Source organism: Microbacterium sp. NPDC058345, from assembly GCF_042723855.1.
Classification (GTDB): Bacteria; Actinomycetota; Actinomycetes; order Actinomycetales; family Microbacteriaceae; genus Microbacterium.
The window spans coordinates 736,558-753,623 of record NZ_JBHXIG010000002.1 but is presented as its reverse complement, the minus strand read 5'-3'; the positions used below and the strand labels follow the sequence as shown (position 1 = coordinate 753,623).

Sequence of the window (17,066 nt, the reverse complement as noted above, 5' to 3'; positions counted from 1 at the left end):
GCGTTCGCGGTTACGCCTGTGCGCCAGTCTCCGGCACGGGCACGCGGCCGGTGCGGATGATGCGGTCGAGCAGCGCGTCGAAGTCGGTGGCGAGCTCCTGAGCGGAGTCGCCGGGCCAGATGTGCAGCGGCTTCGCGGCGCCCTGCGCCTGCTGCAACGACGTGCGCTCGGGCAGCTGAGGCGACAGCACCAGCGGACCGAACATGTCGCGCAGTTCCTTGATGCGGAACTGATGCTCGATCGACTGCGGGCGCACCCGGTTCACGACGATGCCGAGCGGCTGCAGGCGGGGGGAGAGGCCGCGCCGGATCTCCTCGATCGCGCGCAGAGCGCGGTCGGCGGCGGCGACCGAGAACAGCCCGGGCTCGGTGACGACCATCACCCTGTCGCTGGCCGCCCAGGCGGTGCGCGTGAGGGCGTTCAGCGACGGCGCGCAGTCGATCAGCACGAGGTCGTACTCGGTCTCGACGGCGGCCAGTGCCTCTTCGAGCTTCCAGACGTCGCGCACGCTCGGATGCGGTCCGTCGAAGTTGATGGCGGAGGGGCTGCCGATCAGCACGTCGATGGTGCCGGGATGCACCTTCGCCCAGCCGCTGCTGGTGATCGCCTGGCGGACGACCTTCTCCTTGGGGTTGGCGAGCACGTCGGCGACGTTCAGCCGCCCGGCGATCTGGATGTCCATGCCGGTGGACACGTCGGACTGCGGGTCGAGATCGACGACCAGGGTCCGGATGCCGCGGGCGAAGGCGGCGGAGGCGAGACCGAGGGTGACGGTCGTCTTCCCGACGCCTCCCTTGAGGGAGCTGACGCTGAGTACGTGCACGACCTCCACGTTACCGTGCCCTAGTCTGGACACACACTCAGCCCCCGCCCTGCGCGTGGATACCGCGCGCATCGACCTCTCAAGAGGTGTGCATGTTCCAGAAGATCCTGGTGGCCAATCGCGGTGAGATCGCGATCCGAGCATTCCGTGCGGCATACGAAGTGGGGGCACGGACGGTCGCCGTCTTCCCCTATGAGGACCGCGGTTCGCTGCACAGGCTGAAGGCCGATGAAGCCTACGAGATCGGCGAGCGCGGGCATCCCGTGCAGGCCTACCTCGACGTCGACGGGATCATCGCGGTCGCCCTCGACGCGGGCGCCGACGCGATCTACCCCGGATACGGATTCCTCTCCGAGAACCCGGAGCTCGCCGAGAAGGCGGCAGCCGCGGGCATCACGTTCATCGGTCCGCCCGCGAGCGTGCTCGAGATGGCGGGCAACAAGGTCGAGGCGAAGCGGCATGCGGTCGGCGCCGGAGTGCCGGTGCTGCGCTCCACCGAAGCGTCCGACGACGTGGAGACGCTCGTCGCGCAGTCCGAGGAGATCGGCTTCCCGCTGTTCGCGAAGGCCGTGGCCGGCGGAGGCGGGCGGGGCATGCGCCGCGTGGAGACCCGCGAGGAGCTCGCGCCCGCTCTCGCCGAGGCGATGCGCGAGGCCGGCGCGGCGTTCGGCGACGCACGGATGTTCCTGGAGCAGGCCGTGCTGCGGCCGCGGCACATCGAGGTGCAGATCCTCGCCGACGGTCACGGCAACATCGTGCACCTGTTCGAGCGGGACTGCTCGGTGCAGCGCCGCCACCAGAAGGTCATCGAGATCGCCCCCGCGCCGAACCTCGACAGCAGCATCCGCGATGCCCTGCACCGTCACGCCGTCGCCTTCGCGGAGTCGATCGGCTACCAGAACGCCGGCACCGTGGAGTTCCTGCTCGAGACCGCAGGACCCCGCGCCGGCGAGGTCGTGTTCATCGAGATGAACCCACGCATCCAGGTCGAGCACACGGTCACCGAGGAGGTCACCGACGTCGACCTGGTGCGCGCGCAGATGCAGATCGCCGACGGCGCCAGCCTCGCAGAGCTCTCGCTCGAGCAGGACGACATCCAGCTGCGCGGCGCGGCGCTGCAGTGCCGCATCACCACCGAGGACCCGACGCAGGGCTTCCGCCCCGACACCGGCAAGATCACCACCTACCGCTCACCGGGTGGCGCGGGCATCCGCCTCGACGGCGGCACCACGGCGGCCGGATCGCAGATCAGCCCCTACTTCGACTCCATGCTGTCGAAGCTCACCTGCCGCGGGCGGTCGTTCAGCAGCGCCGTGTCGCGCGCCCGCCGCGCCCTCGCGGAGTTCCGCATCCGCGGCGTCTCGACGAACATCCCTTTCCTGCAGGCCGTGCTCGACGACCCGGCCTTCTCCGCAGGCGACCTGTCGACCTCGTTCATCGACGAGCGTCCCGAGCTGCTGCGCGGGAGGGTCTCGAAGGATCGCGGCACCAAGATCCTGCGCTGGCTGGTCGAGACGACGGTCAACCGGCCGCATGGCGAGAACCCGCTCGCCCTGCCGCCCGCGCACAAGCTGCCCGCGATCGACCTGAGCGCACCGGCGCCCGAGGGCTCGCGTCAGCGTCTGCAGCAGCTGGGTCCGGAACGGTTCGCCGCGGCGCTGCGCGCCCAGACGCCCCCCGCCGTCACCGAGACCACCTTCCGCGACGCGCACCAGTCCCTGCTGGCGACCCGGGTGCGCACCCGCGATCTGGTGGCCGTCGCCCCGTACACGGCCAGGCTGACCCCGCAGCTGCTGTCGGTCGAGGCATGGGGAGGCGCCACGTACGACGTGGCGCTGCGCTTCCTCGCCGAGGATCCGTGGGAGCGGCTGGCGGCGCTGCGCGCCGCGTTGCCCAACATCAACATCCAGATGCTGCTGCGCGGTCGCAACACCGTCGGCTACACGCCCTACCCGACCGAGGTGACCGACGCCTTCGTTCAGGAGGCGGCGTCGACGGGCGTCGACATCTTCCGCATTTTCGACGCCCTGAACGACGTGTCGCAGATGCGCCCGGCGATCGACGCGGTGCTGGGAACAGGCACCGCGGTGGCCGAGGCGGCGCTGTGCTACACCGGCGACCTGCTGAACCCCGACGAGAAGCTGTACACCCTCGACTATTACTTGCGCTTGGCGGAGCAGATCGTCGACGCCGGCGCCCACGTGATCGGCATCAAGGACATGGCCGGCCTGCTGCGTCCCACCGCGGCGGCGAAGCTGGTGTCCGCTCTGCGTGAACGGTTCGACCAGCCGGTGCACGTGCACACGCACGACACCGCCGGCGGTCAGCTCGCGACGCTGCTCGCCGCAGCAGGAGCCGGAGCGGACGCCGTCGACGCGGCCGCGGCGCCGATGTCCGGAACCACCAGTCAGCCCTCCCTGTCGGCCCTGGTCGCCGCGCTCGCGCACACCGAGCGCGACACCGGCATCGACCTGCAGGCGGCGTCCGACCTCGAGCCCTACTGGGAGTCGATGCGGCAGCTCTACCGCCCGTTCGAATCGGGGCTGCCCAGCCCGACCGGGCGCGTCTACCACCACGAGATCCCCGGAGGGCAGCTGTCCAACCTGCGTCAGCAGGCCATCGCCCTCGGCCTCGCCGACGACTTCGAGCTCATCGAGAACATGTACGCCGCGGCCGACCGCATCCTCGGCCGGGTGCCGAAGGTGACTCCGTCGTCGAAGGTGGTCGGCGACCTCGCCCTGCACCTCGCGGCGGTCAAGGCCGACCCCGAGGAGTTCGAGCGGAATCCGGAGCGCTTCGACATCCCGGATTCGGTGGTCGGCTTCATGTCGGGCGAGCTGGGCGACCTGCCCGGCGGATGGCCGGAGCCGTTCCGCAGCAAGGTACTCGCGGGCCGAGCAGCGAAGGCGGGCGTCACCCCCATCACCGCGCCGCAGCAGGAGGCGCTGTCCGGCAGCTCCGAGGAGCGCCGACGGATGCTGAACGAGATGCTCTTCCCTGCGCCGACGAAGATCTACCGGCAGAACTGCGAGGAGTACGGCGACCTGTCGGCCCTGGACACGGCGGACTACCTGTACGGCCTGGTTCCCGGCGTCGAGCACGAGGTGGAGATCGAACGCGGCGTGCGGCTGTACGTCGGCCTCGAGGCCATCGGCGAAGCCGATCCCAAGGGCATGCGCACCGTGATGACGACCCTGAACGGTCAGCTGCGCCCCGTGTCGGTGCGGGATCGCTCGATCGCGGTCGACGCGCACGACGTCGAGAAGGCGGACACCTCGAAGCCCGGTCAGATCGCGGCGCCGTTCTCGGGCGCGGTCACGCTCAAGGTCGAAGAAGGTGACGCCGTGAAGGCGGGGGACCCGGTCGCCTCGATCGAGGCGATGAAGATGGAGGCAGCGATCACCACTCCGGTGGACGGGGTGGTCGAACGACTCGCCATCGCCGGCACCCAGCAGGTCGACGCCGGTGACCTTTTGGTCGTCATCCGCGCGGCACACTAACCTTGTCCGGGCGCGACGTGCGCCCGAGCTTGGAGTATGCCCGTGAACCCGAAGAACACCCCCGAACCCGAAGGGGATGATTCGCTGGGCGTGCTCGACGACACTCCGTCGTCGGACACGACCGGCATCGGCCTGCACGGCGGGACCGCTCAGGTGAGCGTGTCCCTGCCGACTGACGAGGATGACGATCTCGCCGACGACGGCGTGATCGAGGGCGAGATCGTCTCCGATCTCGTCATCGACACGTCCGCGGTCGCGGATGACGTCACCGTGGCCAGGATGAGCCGCGACACACCCGACATCGTCATCGAGCTGCCCGCCGACGAGCTTCCCGAGCAGTCCGCGCCGGACGCCGAGGCGGAGCTGGACGAGTCGTCGGAGGGCGGGCCCGGCGCCGCCGACGCCGACGAGGAGATCATCATCGAGGCGGAGCCCGTGGGCCCGGGGGCCGACGACGCTCCGGCTGACGAGGATGCGCCGCTGGACGACATCCAGTCGGCGGTGGCCGCGGCGAAGGCCGAGCTCCGTGAGGCGATGTCGCCGTCGCCGGCGAAGAAGCCCGCCGGGAAGGCGGCGGCGTCCAGAACGCCGGCGAAGAAGACTTCGGCGAAGACAACGCCGGCGACGAAGGCGGCGGCTTCGCGGCCCGCGGCGGCCCCGCAGACGTCGGCGGATGCGGATCAGCCCACGCGGGAAGCATCCGGGACCGCTCCGGAGAAGGCCGAAACGGCGACGCCCGGCATGGCGTCGCCTCGGGACGGGAAGCCGTCGACGGCGAAGCCGGCAACCACCGACCCGGTGAAGCGCACCGCTCCCGCGAGGGCCGAGAACGAGACGTCCCCGACCGCCACCGCGACGCCGACCGCACCCGCGGTGAGAGAGGCGTCGCTGCCGGCCCGTGCGGAAGCCACCACGACCGCACCCGCGAAGAGGACGCCGCGGCCAGCGGCGCCCGCAGAGGAGGACCGACCCGTGAACGACTCCGTGCACGACGACGACCGCAAGGACGCGGCGGGCCCCGCAGCCGACGGCGCCCGACCCGCCGCGGAGGTCGCGCTCACCGCGAAGCGGCTCGACGACCTCGGCGACGCGTCGCGCGAGAGCGCCGACCTGCTGACCGCCGATCGGCTGCTCGACCCCTCGAAGGTGTCGAAGCCGCAGCCCGAGGGCACCTGGAGCCACCTGCTCTACACGCTCTCCGGCGGCCGGATCAACATCGGCGACAGCCGCAAGGCGCGCGAGCGCAAGCAGCTCACCGCCCGCATCGCCGCACCCCTCACCGGCAGCGCGCGGTTCGTTCCCGTGCTCTCAAGGAAGGGGGGCGTCGGCAAGACGACGGTCACCGCGCTGCTCGGGATGGCTCTCGCCGACGCGCGAGACGACCGCGTGATCGCCGTCGACGCCAATCCCGATCGCGGCACGCTGGCGGAGCGCGTCGTGGGGACGCCGGCGAAGTCGGTGCGCGATCTGGTGCGCGCACAGCACGCCATCCGCGGCTTCCACGACATCTCCGCACTCGTGGCGCGCGATGAGACCCGCCTCGACGTGCTCGCCTCCGACGCGGACCCCCGGGTCGCCGAGGCGTTCGGCGACAGCGGCTACCGCGACGTCGCGACCGTCGCCGCGCAGTACTACTCGCTGGTGCTCACGGACTCCGGCACCGGGATCGTGCACTCGGTCATGGCCGCCACACTCGACCTCGCCGACCAGCTGGTCATCGTGTCGGGACTCAGCGTCGACGAGGCGCGCCTGGCATCCGAGACGCTCACCTGGCTCGAGACGAACGGCCATGCCGCGCTCGCCCGCGATGCGATCGTCGTGCTGAACCAGTCCACCCCCGGGGCGCCGCTGGTACGGCTCAGCGAACTGGAGACGCACTTCGCCACCCGTGCGAAGCACGTGCTGCGCATCCCGTACGACCCGCAGATCGCCGGCGGCGGCGCGATCGACTTCGCCGGCCTGCAGCCCCAGACGCGACAGGCAGCACGCGAGCTGGCGGCCGCCCTCATCGAGGGCCTGCGGGCGAGGGCCGCCTGATGGCCGTCCGCGAGATCCGGCTGTACGGAGACCCCGTGCTGCGCGCCGTCTGCACGCCGATCGAGACGATCGACGACGGGGTGCGGGCACTGATCGGCGATCTGGTCGACACCGTCGAGCTGCCCGGCCGCGCCGGGGTCGCCGCGAATCAGATCGGCGTGGCGCTGCGCGCCTTCAGCTACAACATCGACGGTGACATCGGCTACGTGATCAACCCCGTGCTGACCGAGGTGCGCGGCGACGCCGTGCCCACCGGCGAGGGCTGCCTGTCGGTGCCGGGGCTGTGGCACGACACCCCTCGCCACCCGTGGGCGCGGGTGGAGGGCACCGACCTCGACGGCAACCCGGTGGTCGTGGAAGGGGAGGGCCTGCTCGCGCAGGCGCTGCAGCACGAGACAGATCACCTCGACGGCACGGTCTACCTCAGTAGGCTCGAGGGGGAGACGCGCAAGCTCGCCATGCGTCAGGTGCGCGAGAGCGACTGGTTCTGATCCCCACGCCCTCTCAGGGCATCGCTTCGCGCTGCCCTGAGCCTCGGGGCGTGGGGCCCCTCTGGGGCGCGGCGGAACTGGGCTTTCGGCCGTCGGGGTTCGCTTCGCGCTGCCCTGAGCCTCGGGGCGTGGGGCCCCTCCGAGCTACTTGAGGGAGACGTTCGTGGTCTGCACCGGCTCGTCGTAGATCGCGGCGATGTCGTCGGCGAAGTCGTCGAGGATGACATTGCGCTTGATCGACAGCTTCGGCGTCAGGTGCCCGCTGGCCTCGGTCCACTCGCTCGGCAGGATCGTGAACTTGCGGATGGACTCGGCGCGCGAGACCGTCTTGTTCGCCCGGTCGACCGCACGCTGCACCTCGTCGCGCACCGCGGCGTTCTTCGACGCCTCGGCGAGCGTCATGTCCGCGGGCAGGTCGTTGTTGGCCAGCCAGGTCGGCAGCATCTCGGAGTCGAGCGTGATGAGGGCCGAGATGAACGGCTTCTGGTCGCCCACGACGACCACCTGACCGACGATCGGGTTCGAGCGGATGGGGTCCTCGAGAACCGCCGGCGCCACGTTCTTGCCGGCGGCGGTGACGATGATCTCCTTCTTGCGCCCGGTGATCGTCAGGAAGCCATCGGCGTCGAATCCGCCGATGTCGCCGGTCTTGAACCAGCCGTCGTCGAACGCCGCTGCCGTCGCCTCGGGGTTGTTCCAGTACTCCTTGAAGACGTTGATGCCCTTGACCTCGATCTCGCCGTCGTCGGCGAGACGCACGCCCACGCCGGGGAGGGCGGGACCGACGGTGCCGATCTTCGACTTGTCGGCCAGGTTGACCGTGGCCGGCGCGGTCGTCTCGGTGAGCCCGTACCCTTCGAGGATCACCACGCCCAGGCTGTGGAAGAAATGCCCGAGACGGGCGCCGAGGGGCGCTGACCCCGAGATGGCGTAGACGACGTTGCCTCCCATCGCGGCACGCAGCTTGCCGTACACGAGCTTGTCGAACAGGGCGAACTTCAGCTTCAGGCCGAGCGGCACCTTGCGCCCCTCCTCGAGCAGGGTGGAGTGCTCGATCGCCGTCGCGGCCGCGGCGCGGAAGATCTTGCCCTTGCCACCCGCCTCGGCCTTCTGCTCGGCGGAGTTGTACACCTTCTCGAAGACGCGCGGCACGGCGAGCAGGAAGGTGGGCTTGAACGAGCCGAGCGCCGGCAGCAGCTGCCGGGTGTCGGGCTGGTGGCCGGTGCGCACGCCGGCGTGGATGTTGAGGATCGAGATGAAACGCGCGAAGACGTGCGCCGTGGTGATGAACAGCAGAGTGGATGCTCCCGGCATGGTCACCACCGCGTTCAGCGCCTTGGCCGAGTTGCGGCACAGCTCGACGAAGTTGCTGTGGGTCAGCACGCAGCCTTTGGGGCGGCCGGTGGAGCCGGAGGTGTAGATCAGTGTCGCGATGTCGGCGCCGACGGCGAGGTTGCGGCGACGCTCGATCTCGGCGTCGTCGACCTCCGCACCCTGCGCGGTCAGGGTGTCGATCGCACCGAGGTGCAGCTGCCACACCTCCCGCACCAGCGGCAGGTCGCCGCGCACCTCGTCGACGCGGGCGAAGTGGTCGGGCGACTCGACGATGAGGGCGCTCGCGCCGGAGTCCTCCATGATCCACTGGATCTGCGAGGGCGAGCTGGTCTCGTAGATCGGCACCATGACCGCTCCGGCATAGAACAGTGCGAAGTCGACGAGGGTCCAGTCGTAGGTGGTGCGCGCGAGGAACCCGACCTTCTCGCCGGGCTGGACGCCGGCGGCGACGAAGCCCTTGGCCAGCGCGACCACGGCGGTGCGGAAGTCCTGTGCGGTGATGTCACGCCACCCGTCGCCCTCCGGCACGGAGAAGAGCGCGAGATCGGGCGTGGCCTTCACGCGCTGATCGAGCAGGTCTGTGATGTTCGCCTCAGGGTCGGCGGGGACGATCGCAGGGACTTCGAACTGGACCACGGCAGCTCCTTCGGTACCGGACAGGCGGATCTTTCCCCGAGTCTAGGCCATGGGATTCAGTCGCATACAACATGAAACCCGGTCGCGGATGCCGGGTCGGGGCTAGACTGCGAGGCGATGTTCTACTGGCTGATGAAGTACGTCGTGATCGGGCCGCTGATCAAGGCGATCTTCCGACCCTGGGTGGTGGGGCGCGACAACATCCCCACCAGCGGCGCGGCCATTCTCGCGAGCAATCATCTCTCGTTCGCCGACTCCATCTTCCTGCCGTTGACGATCGATCGACCGATGTCGTTCCTCGCCAAGAGCGACTACTTCACCGGTCGCGGCATCAAGGGCTGGGCGACGAGGTTCTTCATGAAGGCCACCGGCCAGCTGCCCATCGATCGCTCGGGCGGCAAGGCGTCCGAAGCGTCGCTGAACACCGGCCTGCAGGTGCTCGGCCGCGGTGACCTGCTCGGCATCTACCCGGAGGGGACGCGCAGCCCCGACGGCCGGCTGTACCGCGGTCGCACCGGCATCGCGCGCATGGCGCTCGAGGCCAAGGTTCCGGTGATCCCGGTGATCATGGTCGACACCGACACGGCGATGCCCATCGGGCGGCGCATCCCGAATGTGATGCGCGTGGGCGTCGTCATCGGCGAGCCCCTCGACTTCTCGCGCTACGCCGGCATGGAGAACGATCGCTACATCCTGCGCAGCGTCACCGACGAGATCATGATCGCTCTGCAGCGGCTGGGCGGGCAGCGCTACGACGACGTGTACGCGTCCAGCGTGAAGAACCGCCTCCCCGCCGCGGCGACCGCGCGTCGCTGAACAGGCGCCGCGCTCGCGGCGCGACGTCACACCGCGATCGTCGATCGCGCGCGCGCACTAGGCTGAGAGGATGCTCCCCTCGCACCCCGACCTCGACGCGTGGCGATCCCTTCCCATCAAGCAGCAGCCGCAGTGGCCGGACGCCGACCGCGTCGCCGAGGTGTCGGCCCAGATCTCGGCGCTTCCGCCTCTGGTGTTCGCCGGTGAGGTCGACAACCTCCGCGACCGCCTCGCCCGCGCGGCGTCCGGAAAAGCGTTCCTGCTGCAGGGCGGAGACTGCGCCGAGACCTTCGCCGGCGCGACGGCCGACCAGATCCGCAACCGCATCAAGACCGTGCTGCAGATGGCGGTCGTGCTGACCTACGGCGCCTCGATGCCGATCGTGAAGATGGGGCGCATGGCGGGCCAGTTCGCCAAGCCGCGCTCCAGCGACACCGAGACGCGCGGCGACGTCACGCTGCCGGCGTACCGCGGCGACATCGTCAACGGCTACGACTTCACCGAGCAGTCCCGCCGCGCGGATCCCGGCCGGCTGCTGCAGGGCTACCACATGGCGTCCTCGACGCTGAACCTCATCCGCGCGTTCACGCAGGGTGGTTTCGCCGACCTCCGCGAGGTGCACTCCTGGAACCGGGGCTTCGCACAGAACCCGGCCAACCAGCGCTACGAGCGCATGGCGGCGGAGATCGATCGCGCCATCAAGTTCATGGAGGCCGCCGGCGCCGACTTCGACGAGCTCAAGCGCGTCGAGTTCTACACCGGCCACGAGGGCCTGCTGATGGACTACGAACGGCCGATGACGCGCATCGACTCGCGCACCGGAACCCCGTACAACACTTCTGCGCACTTCCTCTGGATCGGCGAGCGCACCCGCGAGCTCGACGGGGCGCACGTCGACTACTTCTCGAAGATCCGCAACCCCATCGGGGTGAAGCTCGGCCCGACGACGACGCCCGACACCGCTCTCGCGCTGATCGACAGGCTCGACCCCGAGCGCGAGCCCGGACGGCTCACCTTCATCACCCGCATGGGTGCGGGGAAGATCCGGGACGCGCTGCCGCCGCTGCTGGAGGCCGTCAAGGATGCCGGTGCCGCGCCGTTGTGGGTGACCGACCCGATGCACGGCAACGGCATCACCACGCCGACTGGCTACAAGACCCGCCGTTTCGACGACGTGATCGACGAAGTGCGCGGATTCTTCGAGGCGCACCGCGCCGTGGGCACGTTCCCCGGCGGCATCCACGTCGAGCTCACCGGCGACGACGTCACCGAGTGCCTCGGCGGCTCGGAGCAGATCGACGAGGCGGGTCTTGCCACGCGCTACGAGAGCCTGTGCGACCCGCGCCTGAACCACATGCAGTCGCTCGAGCTCGCGTTCCTCGTGGCCGAGGAGCTCGAGAAGCGCTGAGCCCGCGATGCCCGCGTCAGCGGCTCAGCCGCTGACGTTGATCACCATGTAGATGTCGGTGTTCTTGCGGCGCATCGCGCCATTCTCGGGATCGGTGCTCTGCACCTCGGTGAGGGCGTTGGGCACGCCGTTCCAGAACGGCGCGAAGTTCGGCGCGAAGCCGGCATCCCGCAGAGCCTGCGCCGCCTCATCACGCGTCTTGCCGGCGACGTCCGGCACCTCAAACAGCTGAGGTCCCTTCGACACCGCGATGGTCACGACATCGCCCGGTCGCCACAGACCGCCGCCCTCGCGCTCGGTGGTCTGCCAGATCACCGTGCCCTTGGCCACGGTGTCGCTCCACTCCTCGGGGCGGTTGTCCGAAACGGTGAGGCGGGCGTCCTCCAGAATCCGCACAGCCTCGTCGACGGACTTGCCTGCCACCTTCGGCACCGCCCCGAGGGAGCGCTGGATGACGGCCGCGTCGCCCTCGTACACCTCGCAGCCGTCGGCGCACCCGTAGGCGTCACCACCGGCCCGCGGGGTGATGCGCACATTCAGCACCAGGCCGTCGTCGAGATCCGAGAAGTACTCCTCGGCATCCTCGTCGACCCTGAGGTTGTTCGCGGCCAGGATGCCGCGCACATCGTCCACGCTCTTCCCGCTCAGCTTCTCGAGCGTGTGCAGCGCCGGCCCCGTCGAGACCACGAGGGTCACCGCGCTCTCCGGTTCGATCCGCTCGCCCTCACCCGGCTTCACGCTGATCACCAGACCCGCGTCGACCACGGTCGACGCCTGCTCGGCGCGCTTCGCGACGAAGCCCTCGGCGGCGAGTGCCGCGGCGGCGTCATCGTAGGTCTCACCCACCACGGCCGGAACGGCGATGAGAGAGCCGGGCCCGGAGCCGAACCACCAGCCGACCCCACCCGCCAGGACCGCCAGCAGCAGCACGAGGGAGAGCAGGAACGCTCCGCGGGCACGCCGCTTGGCGGTGCGGCGGCGCAGCAGGGTGGCGTTGTCGGCGGCCGGCGCGGCGATCTCGTCGGTGCTCTCGCCGAGCACGGGTGTGCCGGGCAGGATCTTCGTGACCGCGCCGGAGTCGTGCTCGCCGGGTCGCGCGACGGCCGCCGTCGCCACCGGGGTCACGCCCAGCTCACGCTCGATGTCGCGCAGCCGATCGAGCATCACCTGGGCGTCCGTCGGCCGCTCGTCCGGAGACTTCTCCGTCGCCCACAGCACGAGCTCGTCGAGCTGCTCCGGCACGGCCGGATTGCGCACGCTGGGTCGAGGCACCTGCTCGGTGGCGTGCTGGAATGCGATCTGCATGGGCTGCTCGCCCTTGTACGGCTGCTCGCCGACGAGCATCTCGTACAGCATGATGCCGAGCGCGTAGATGTCGCTGCGTGCGTCCGCCGTGCCGCGGGTGACCAGTTCGGGGGCGAGGTACGCGATGGTGCCGAGCAGCTGCGCTCCCGTCGCCGTGTTGGCGGTGGTCGCGCGGGCCAGGCCGAAGTCGCCGATCTTGATCCGGCCGTCCTCGGCGAGCAGGACGTTCTCGGGCTTCACGTCGCGGTGCACGATGCCCGCGCGGTGCGCGGCCGCGAGTCCGGAGAGGATGGCATCCATGATGGTGATCGTCTGCGGCACGGTGAGACGCTTCTGCTCGCGCAGCAGCTCGCGCAGGGTGATGCCGGGCAGGTACTCCATCACCAGGTAGGCGAGTTCGCCGTCCTGCCCCTGATCGAAGACGTTGACGACGTGCGGGTCGGCGAGGCGGGCTGCCGCGCGGGCCTCCTGGATGAAGCGGCTCTGGAAGGCGGAGTCGTCGCTGAGGTGCGCGTGCATCACCTTCAGCGCGATACGGCGCTCGAGACGCATGTCGGTGGCGACGTACACCGTGGCCATTCCACCGCGTGCGATGCGGGCGCGCACGCGGTAGCGGCCGTCGACAAGCCGCCCGATGAGGGGGTCGGCCTGCTGATTGGTCGTCACAGAGAGAGTCTATGAAGCTCGGGCTGTGAGGCCGGGCAACGGCTCGCCCCGCAAAGTTGCGATCCGGTGACGGATGCGGTCCCCGGGCGTGTCAACGCAGGGTCGCGAGCCACTGGTGTGCTTGCTGCTCCCACTGCCCGTAGCGCTCGGGGAAGGCCGAGATCTGCACGGCCTGCGCGGCGTCGGTGAAGCGCTTGGCCTGCCAGCCGGGGATGTCGAGCAACCCTCGGGTGTTTCCGCGGTTCGGGTCCTTCGGCCCACCGTAGAACACCCGGATGCTGCGGTCGGCGTCGGTGATCTGCGCCCGCGTGCCCCAGCCCTGACTCGGCCGCTGCTGGAACAGCCCGAGTGAGTCACGGTCGCCGTGATCGAGATTGCGCATCGACGACTCCACCATGGCGGTGGCGAGCGCGATGGCGATGCCCCGGGCGGGCACGCCGAGTTCGCGACCGACGCGGATGATGTGCAGCGCGTTCGCGCGCTGAGCGGCGTCGAGCGTCGCGAACCGCTGTCCGTTCGGCGCGGTGAGTCGCAGAGTCTGTCCCGGGTAGATGATGCTGCCGGTGCCCAGGCCGTTCGCGGCGAGCAGCGTCGCCACCGTGGTGCCGTGCTTCCTGGCGATCGCGAACAGGGTGTCGCCGGCCACGACCGTGTGCGAGGTGGCTTTCGACGGTGCGGGGGAGGAGGTCGAGACCGGTACGGGGTCGATCGCGGCCACGGCCGCGCCGACGACGAGCTTCTGTCCCGGGTGGATGACGGCCGCAGCGCCGAGACGATTCGCGGCGATGATGGCGGCGACCGTGGTCTTGTGCTTGCGTGCGATCGCGTAGACGGTGTCGCCACGCACCACGGTGTGCGTCTTCGCCGTCGTGCGGGGAGCGGGCGCAGGCTTCGCCGAGGCGGGAGCGGCGTCGGCGGTCAGGCGGAGCTTCTGGCCGGGGTAGATCACCGACCGCCAGCCGAGGCGGTTCCACTCGAGCACATCGACCGTGCGCAGGCCGTGTCGAGCGGCGATGCTGCTGACCGTGTCGCCGGGCTTGACGGTGTACGACGTGGGTCGCGCGGCCGCCGGGCGCACCGCGGCGGCGGGTGCGCTGTGCAGCGGAGTCAGGGCGGCGCGCGGTGCCGACGCGGGAGCGTGGCTGGTCGCTCTCGGCTCCTGTGCGTCGGCGGGCGCCGCGCCGAGAGCCACCGCGAGGGTTCCGATCACCGCCGCGGGCGCCGTCAGCGTGATCGCGCGAGCGCGTGTGGTTCCGGTGCTCATATCAATCGCTCCCCCTGTTTCGCTCCAGACACGCTGACACGGATGTAAAGAGTTGTCAACAGAAGTGACAGGTGTGACTGGTGGGGAATGGAGCGGTTCCTGCACACAGATGACATAGTGGAGAGGTGTCTGAGAACGCCGCTGAAACCACCGCCTGGCTGACGATCCCCGACCTGGCCGAGGTTCTCGGCGAGACGCCGGGGCGGGTGCGCCGACTGCTCGACGACAAGCACCTGGTCGGCTCGAAGCGGAACGGCGCCTTGGCTGTGCCGGCGGCTTTCGTCGTCGACGGACGCCCGCTGTCGTCGTTGCGCGGCACCGTGATCGCCCTGCAGGATGCCGGGTTCAGCGATGACGAGGTCATCGACTGGATGCTCGCCGAAGAGGACACCCTCGGCCGCAGCCCGCTGGCGGCGCTGCTGGACGGGCACAAGAGCGAGGTGCGCCGCATCGCGCGCACCCTGGCGTAGCTCACCGTCTCGGCTGTGCGGGCGGTGCGCCCGAGAGCGTCGGTCTGCGCGTCACGCCCTGCGAGCGACAGCCGCTTCCGCCAGCGTGCGCAGCGCCGTCACGGCGGTGTCGGCGAGGCGGGCTTCGGTGAGGGCTCGCTCGGCCTGCGCGGTGTAGTCGTCGATCATCTCCTCGACGCGCTCGAGCGCGCCCGTGTCGCGCACCAGGCGCTGCAGCCCGGCCACGTCGGCGGGCGAGAGCGCGGGGTCGCCGACGCCGGCGTCCAGGGCGGTGCGATCGCGGTCGGAGAGCCGCTCGCGCGCGATCGCGATGAGGGCCGTGCGCTTGCCTTCGCGCAGGTCGTCGCCGGCGGGCTTGCCGGTGACCTCCGGATCGCCGAAGACGCCGAGCACGTCGTCGCGCAGCTGGAACGCCATGCCGATCGGGTGCCCGAAGCTGCGCAGCGCCGCCACGGCCACCGCGTCCGCGCCGGCGAGCGACGCGCCGAGCACCAGCGGCTGCTCGACGCTGTACCGCGCGGACTTCAGCGCGGCCACGCGCAGCGCACGCTCCAGCAGCGTGTGCGCCGGGGCGATGCTCCAGGCCGACTCCTCGGTGATGTCGAGCATCTGCCCGACGGTGACGTCGCGGCGCATGCGGGCGTACTCGGCGCGTGTGGTGGAGGCGTGCGGGTGATCGGCGAGCGCCTCTTCGAGCAGGTCATCACTCCATGCGACCAGCAGATCGCCCAGCAGCACCGAGGCGGAGCGGCCGAACGACTCGGCGTCCCCGTGCCATCCCGCGACGTGGTGCAGCGACTCGAGCGCCCGGTGCGCGGCCGGTCGCCCGCGACGAGTGTCGGAGTTGTCGATCAGGTCATCGTGCACGAGTGCGGCGGACTGGAACACCTCCAGCGCCGCGGAGAGATCCCACAGGGCGTCCGTGCCGAGCTCGGCGCCTCCGCCCGCCAGCCACCCCGCGTGGCAGAAGCGCGCTCGCAGGCGCTTGCCCCCGCGCAGCGTGTCGGCCGCGGCATCCAGGAACAGTGCGCCGTCGGGGCCGTACTCGGCGCTGTTCTCACGGATTCGGGCGATGAAGGCGTCGAGGCGGGCGGCGACCGCGTCTGCCACGTGTGAGGAGGGCACGATTCCCAGCCTAGATGCAGGATCAGGGCCGTTATCGGCTAGCCGCCCGGCTCCCGCGAGAGTAGACTGGATCGACCGACCATAGGGGGATGGAAATGCCTCTTTCCGAACAGGAGCAGCGACTGCTCGACGAGATGGAACGCCATCTCCTCAAGAACGACGCCGACGTCGTGACGGCGCCGTCCGGTGACCGGGCGCTCAGCTACCGGAATCTCATCTACGGAGCCCTTCTGCTGCTGGTCGGCATCGGCGGGCTCATCGCCGCCGTGGCGTCCGGAGGCCAGATCGGCCCCGTCTGGAGCATCGTCATCGGCGTCGTCGCCTTCTTGGCGATGCTGGGCGGCGCGATGCTCGCCTTCACCCCCGTGCGACGCGATCCGGATTCCGGCCCGCGGGCGTCGAACCGCCCGCCGCGTCCGAGGGACGCGTCCTTCATGGACCGCATGAACGACCGATGGGACCGGCGCCAAGAAGAGCGCTGATCGCGTCGTCGGCGCAGACCGCTTCGCAGAGCCCGGATGCATGGCATCCGGGCTCTTCTTCATTTCGGCCCTCGCCCGCCCGTCTCCCTCCACCCGGCCTCCACCCTCCTCCACCTGCCCTCCACCCCCGTGATCCCGCGAGATCTCGGGGGTTCTGTCGTCTGCGAGAAGATCCCGCCGCCACGATCGTCGCAATTCGTCGTAGGAAAGTGGAGGGAAGTGGAGTAAAGTGGTGCGCACCTCGAGTTGGCCGGAACGAATGGGGGTGATGGCCGATGCTGCTGGGAACGCATACTCCGAAGCTGGACGACAAAGGGCGGGTCATCCTCCCCGCGAAGTTCCGCGAGGATCTCGCCGGCGGCATCGTGGTCACACGAGGGCAGGAGCGCTGTCTGTACGTGTTCAGCACGGCGGAGTTCGAGGCGATGCACGACCGCATCCGCCAGGCGCCCCTGAGCAACAAGCAGGCACGTGACTTCCTGCGGCTGTTCCTCTCCGGCGCCAGTGCCGAGATGCCCGACAGCCAGAACCGGATCACTCTTCCCGGGCACCTGCGTCAGTACGCCGGCCTCGAGAAGGAGCTGGTGGTCACAGGAGTCGGCGCCCACGCCGAGATCTGGGATGCGTCCGCATGGAACGCATACCTGGAGAGCAACGAGTCCACGTACGCAGATCTGGAGCAGGAGGTGATTCCCGGATTGTTCTGAC

At 70.0% G+C, this 17,066-nt stretch carries 13 protein-coding genes; 8 read left to right on the top strand and 5 right to left on the bottom strand.

Annotated elements, in window-relative coordinates; genetic code table 11:
• Positions 1-10: 10 nt before the first annotated feature.
• Positions 11-823 carry a ParA family protein gene (locus ACFWH5_RS11295; RefSeq protein ID WP_378834684.1) on the bottom strand — a complete coding sequence of 271 codons (813 nt, stop codon included), beginning with the start codon at positions 821-823 and terminating at the stop codon, positions 11-13.
• A 92-nt stretch (positions 824-915) separates the two neighbouring features.
• Here ACFWH5_RS11295 and ACFWH5_RS11290 point away from each other — a divergent pair, with 92 nt between their 5' ends.
• From ACFWH5_RS11290 to ACFWH5_RS11280, 3 genes are read left to right on the top strand one after another with little or no spacing between them, the layout of a single operon-like run.
• Positions 916-4,323 (top strand): pyruvate carboxylase, encoded by a 3,408-nt coding sequence (locus ACFWH5_RS11290; protein WP_378834682.1) that lies wholly within the window; start codon positions 916-918, stop codon positions 4,321-4,323.
• 42 nt (positions 4,324-4,365) lie between these two features.
• Positions 4,366-6,360, top strand: coding sequence for a MinD/ParA family protein (locus ACFWH5_RS11285; protein ID WP_378834681.1), 1,995 nt, complete (start codon positions 4,366-4,368; stop codon positions 6,358-6,360).
• Positions 6,360-6,851 (top strand): peptide deformylase, encoded by a 492-nt coding sequence (locus tag ACFWH5_RS11280; protein WP_378834680.1) that lies wholly within the window; start codon positions 6,360-6,362, stop codon positions 6,849-6,851. Before ACFWH5_RS11285 ends, ACFWH5_RS11280 begins: the two co-directional genes overlap by 1 nt.
• A gap of 144 nt (positions 6,852-6,995) precedes the next feature.
• Here ACFWH5_RS11280 and ACFWH5_RS11275 read toward each other — a convergent pair whose 3' ends face one another.
• Positions 6,996-8,822 carry an AMP-dependent synthetase/ligase gene (locus ACFWH5_RS11275; protein ID WP_378834678.1) on the bottom strand — a complete coding sequence of 609 codons (1,827 nt, stop codon included), beginning with the start codon at positions 8,820-8,822 and terminating at the stop codon, positions 6,996-6,998.
• Between the two features lie 117 nt (positions 8,823-8,939).
• Here ACFWH5_RS11275 and ACFWH5_RS11270 point away from each other — a divergent pair, with 117 nt between their 5' ends.
• Entirely contained in the window at positions 8,940-9,638 is a 699-nt protein-coding gene (locus ACFWH5_RS11270; protein WP_378834677.1) for a lysophospholipid acyltransferase family protein, read from the top strand.
• A 70-nt stretch (positions 9,639-9,708) separates the two neighbouring features.
• A complete protein-coding gene (locus tag ACFWH5_RS11265; RefSeq protein WP_378834676.1) occupies positions 9,709-11,046 on the top strand; it encodes a class II 3-deoxy-7-phosphoheptulonate synthase in 1,338 nt (445 codons plus the stop codon).
• Positions 11,047-11,070: 24 nt separating this feature from the next.
• Here ACFWH5_RS11265 and pknB read toward each other — a convergent pair whose 3' ends face one another.
• Both pknB and ACFWH5_RS11255 read right to left on the bottom strand, forming a co-directional pair.
• The gene (gene pknB / locus ACFWH5_RS11260) at positions 11,071-13,017 is read right to left on the bottom strand and encodes a Stk1 family PASTA domain-containing Ser/Thr kinase (protein WP_378834674.1); all 1,947 of its coding nucleotides are present in this window, start codon (positions 13,015-13,017) and stop codon (positions 11,071-11,073) included.
• Between the two features lie 91 nt (positions 13,018-13,108).
• On the bottom strand, positions 13,109-14,281 hold the full coding sequence (locus ACFWH5_RS11255) for a LysM peptidoglycan-binding domain-containing protein (protein WP_378834673.1): 1,173 nt from the start codon (positions 14,279-14,281) through the stop codon (positions 13,109-13,111).
• 125 nt (positions 14,282-14,406) lie between these two features.
• Here ACFWH5_RS11255 and ACFWH5_RS11250 point away from each other — a divergent pair, with 125 nt between their 5' ends.
• Entirely contained in the window at positions 14,407-14,751 is a 345-nt protein-coding gene (locus ACFWH5_RS11250; protein ID WP_378834672.1) for an Rv2175c family DNA-binding protein, read from the top strand.
• A 51-nt stretch (positions 14,752-14,802) separates the two neighbouring features.
• On the opposite strand, the gene ACFWH5_RS11245 is transcribed toward ACFWH5_RS11250, so the two are convergent.
• Entirely contained in the window at positions 14,803-15,879 is a 1,077-nt protein-coding gene (locus ACFWH5_RS11245; RefSeq protein ID WP_378834822.1) for a polyprenyl synthetase family protein, read from the bottom strand.
• A gap of 92 nt (positions 15,880-15,971) precedes the next feature.
• Between ACFWH5_RS11245 and ACFWH5_RS11240 the strand changes: the two genes are divergently transcribed.
• Entirely contained in the window at positions 15,972-16,358 is a 387-nt protein-coding gene (locus ACFWH5_RS11240; protein WP_378834670.1) for a DUF3040 domain-containing protein, read from the top strand.
• Positions 16,359-16,633: 275 nt separating this feature from the next.
• Positions 16,634-17,065 carry a division/cell wall cluster transcriptional repressor MraZ gene (mraZ, locus tag ACFWH5_RS11235; RefSeq protein ID WP_378834669.1) on the top strand — a complete coding sequence of 144 codons (432 nt, stop codon included), beginning with the start codon at positions 16,634-16,636 and terminating at the stop codon, positions 17,063-17,065.
• Position 17,066 lies beyond the last annotated feature (1 nt).

Excerpts from the sequence above, each read along its gene's own strand:
- ACFWH5_RS11290 (WP_378834682.1), top strand. The coding sequence starts at position 916 with ATGTTCCAGAAGATCCTGGTGGCCAATCGCGGTGAGATCGCGATCCGA.
- ACFWH5_RS11280 (WP_378834680.1), top strand. The coding sequence starts at position 6,360 with ATGGCCGTCCGCGAGATCCGGCTGTACGGAGACCCCGTGCTGCGCGCC.
- ACFWH5_RS11270 (WP_378834677.1), top strand. The coding sequence starts at position 8,940 with ATGTTCTACTGGCTGATGAAGTACGTCGTGATCGGGCCGCTGATCAAG.
- ACFWH5_RS11265 (WP_378834676.1), top strand. The coding sequence starts at position 9,709 with ATGCTCCCCTCGCACCCCGACCTCGACGCGTGGCGATCCCTTCCCATC.
- ACFWH5_RS11255 (WP_378834673.1), bottom strand. The coding sequence starts at position 14,281 with ATGAGCACCGGAACCACACGCGCTCGCGCGATCACGCTGACGGCGCCC.
- ACFWH5_RS11240 (WP_378834670.1), top strand. The coding sequence starts at position 15,972 with ATGCCTCTTTCCGAACAGGAGCAGCGACTGCTCGACGAGATGGAACGC.
- mraZ (WP_378834669.1), top strand. The coding sequence starts at position 16,634 with ATGCTGCTGGGAACGCATACTCCGAAGCTGGACGACAAAGGGCGGGTC.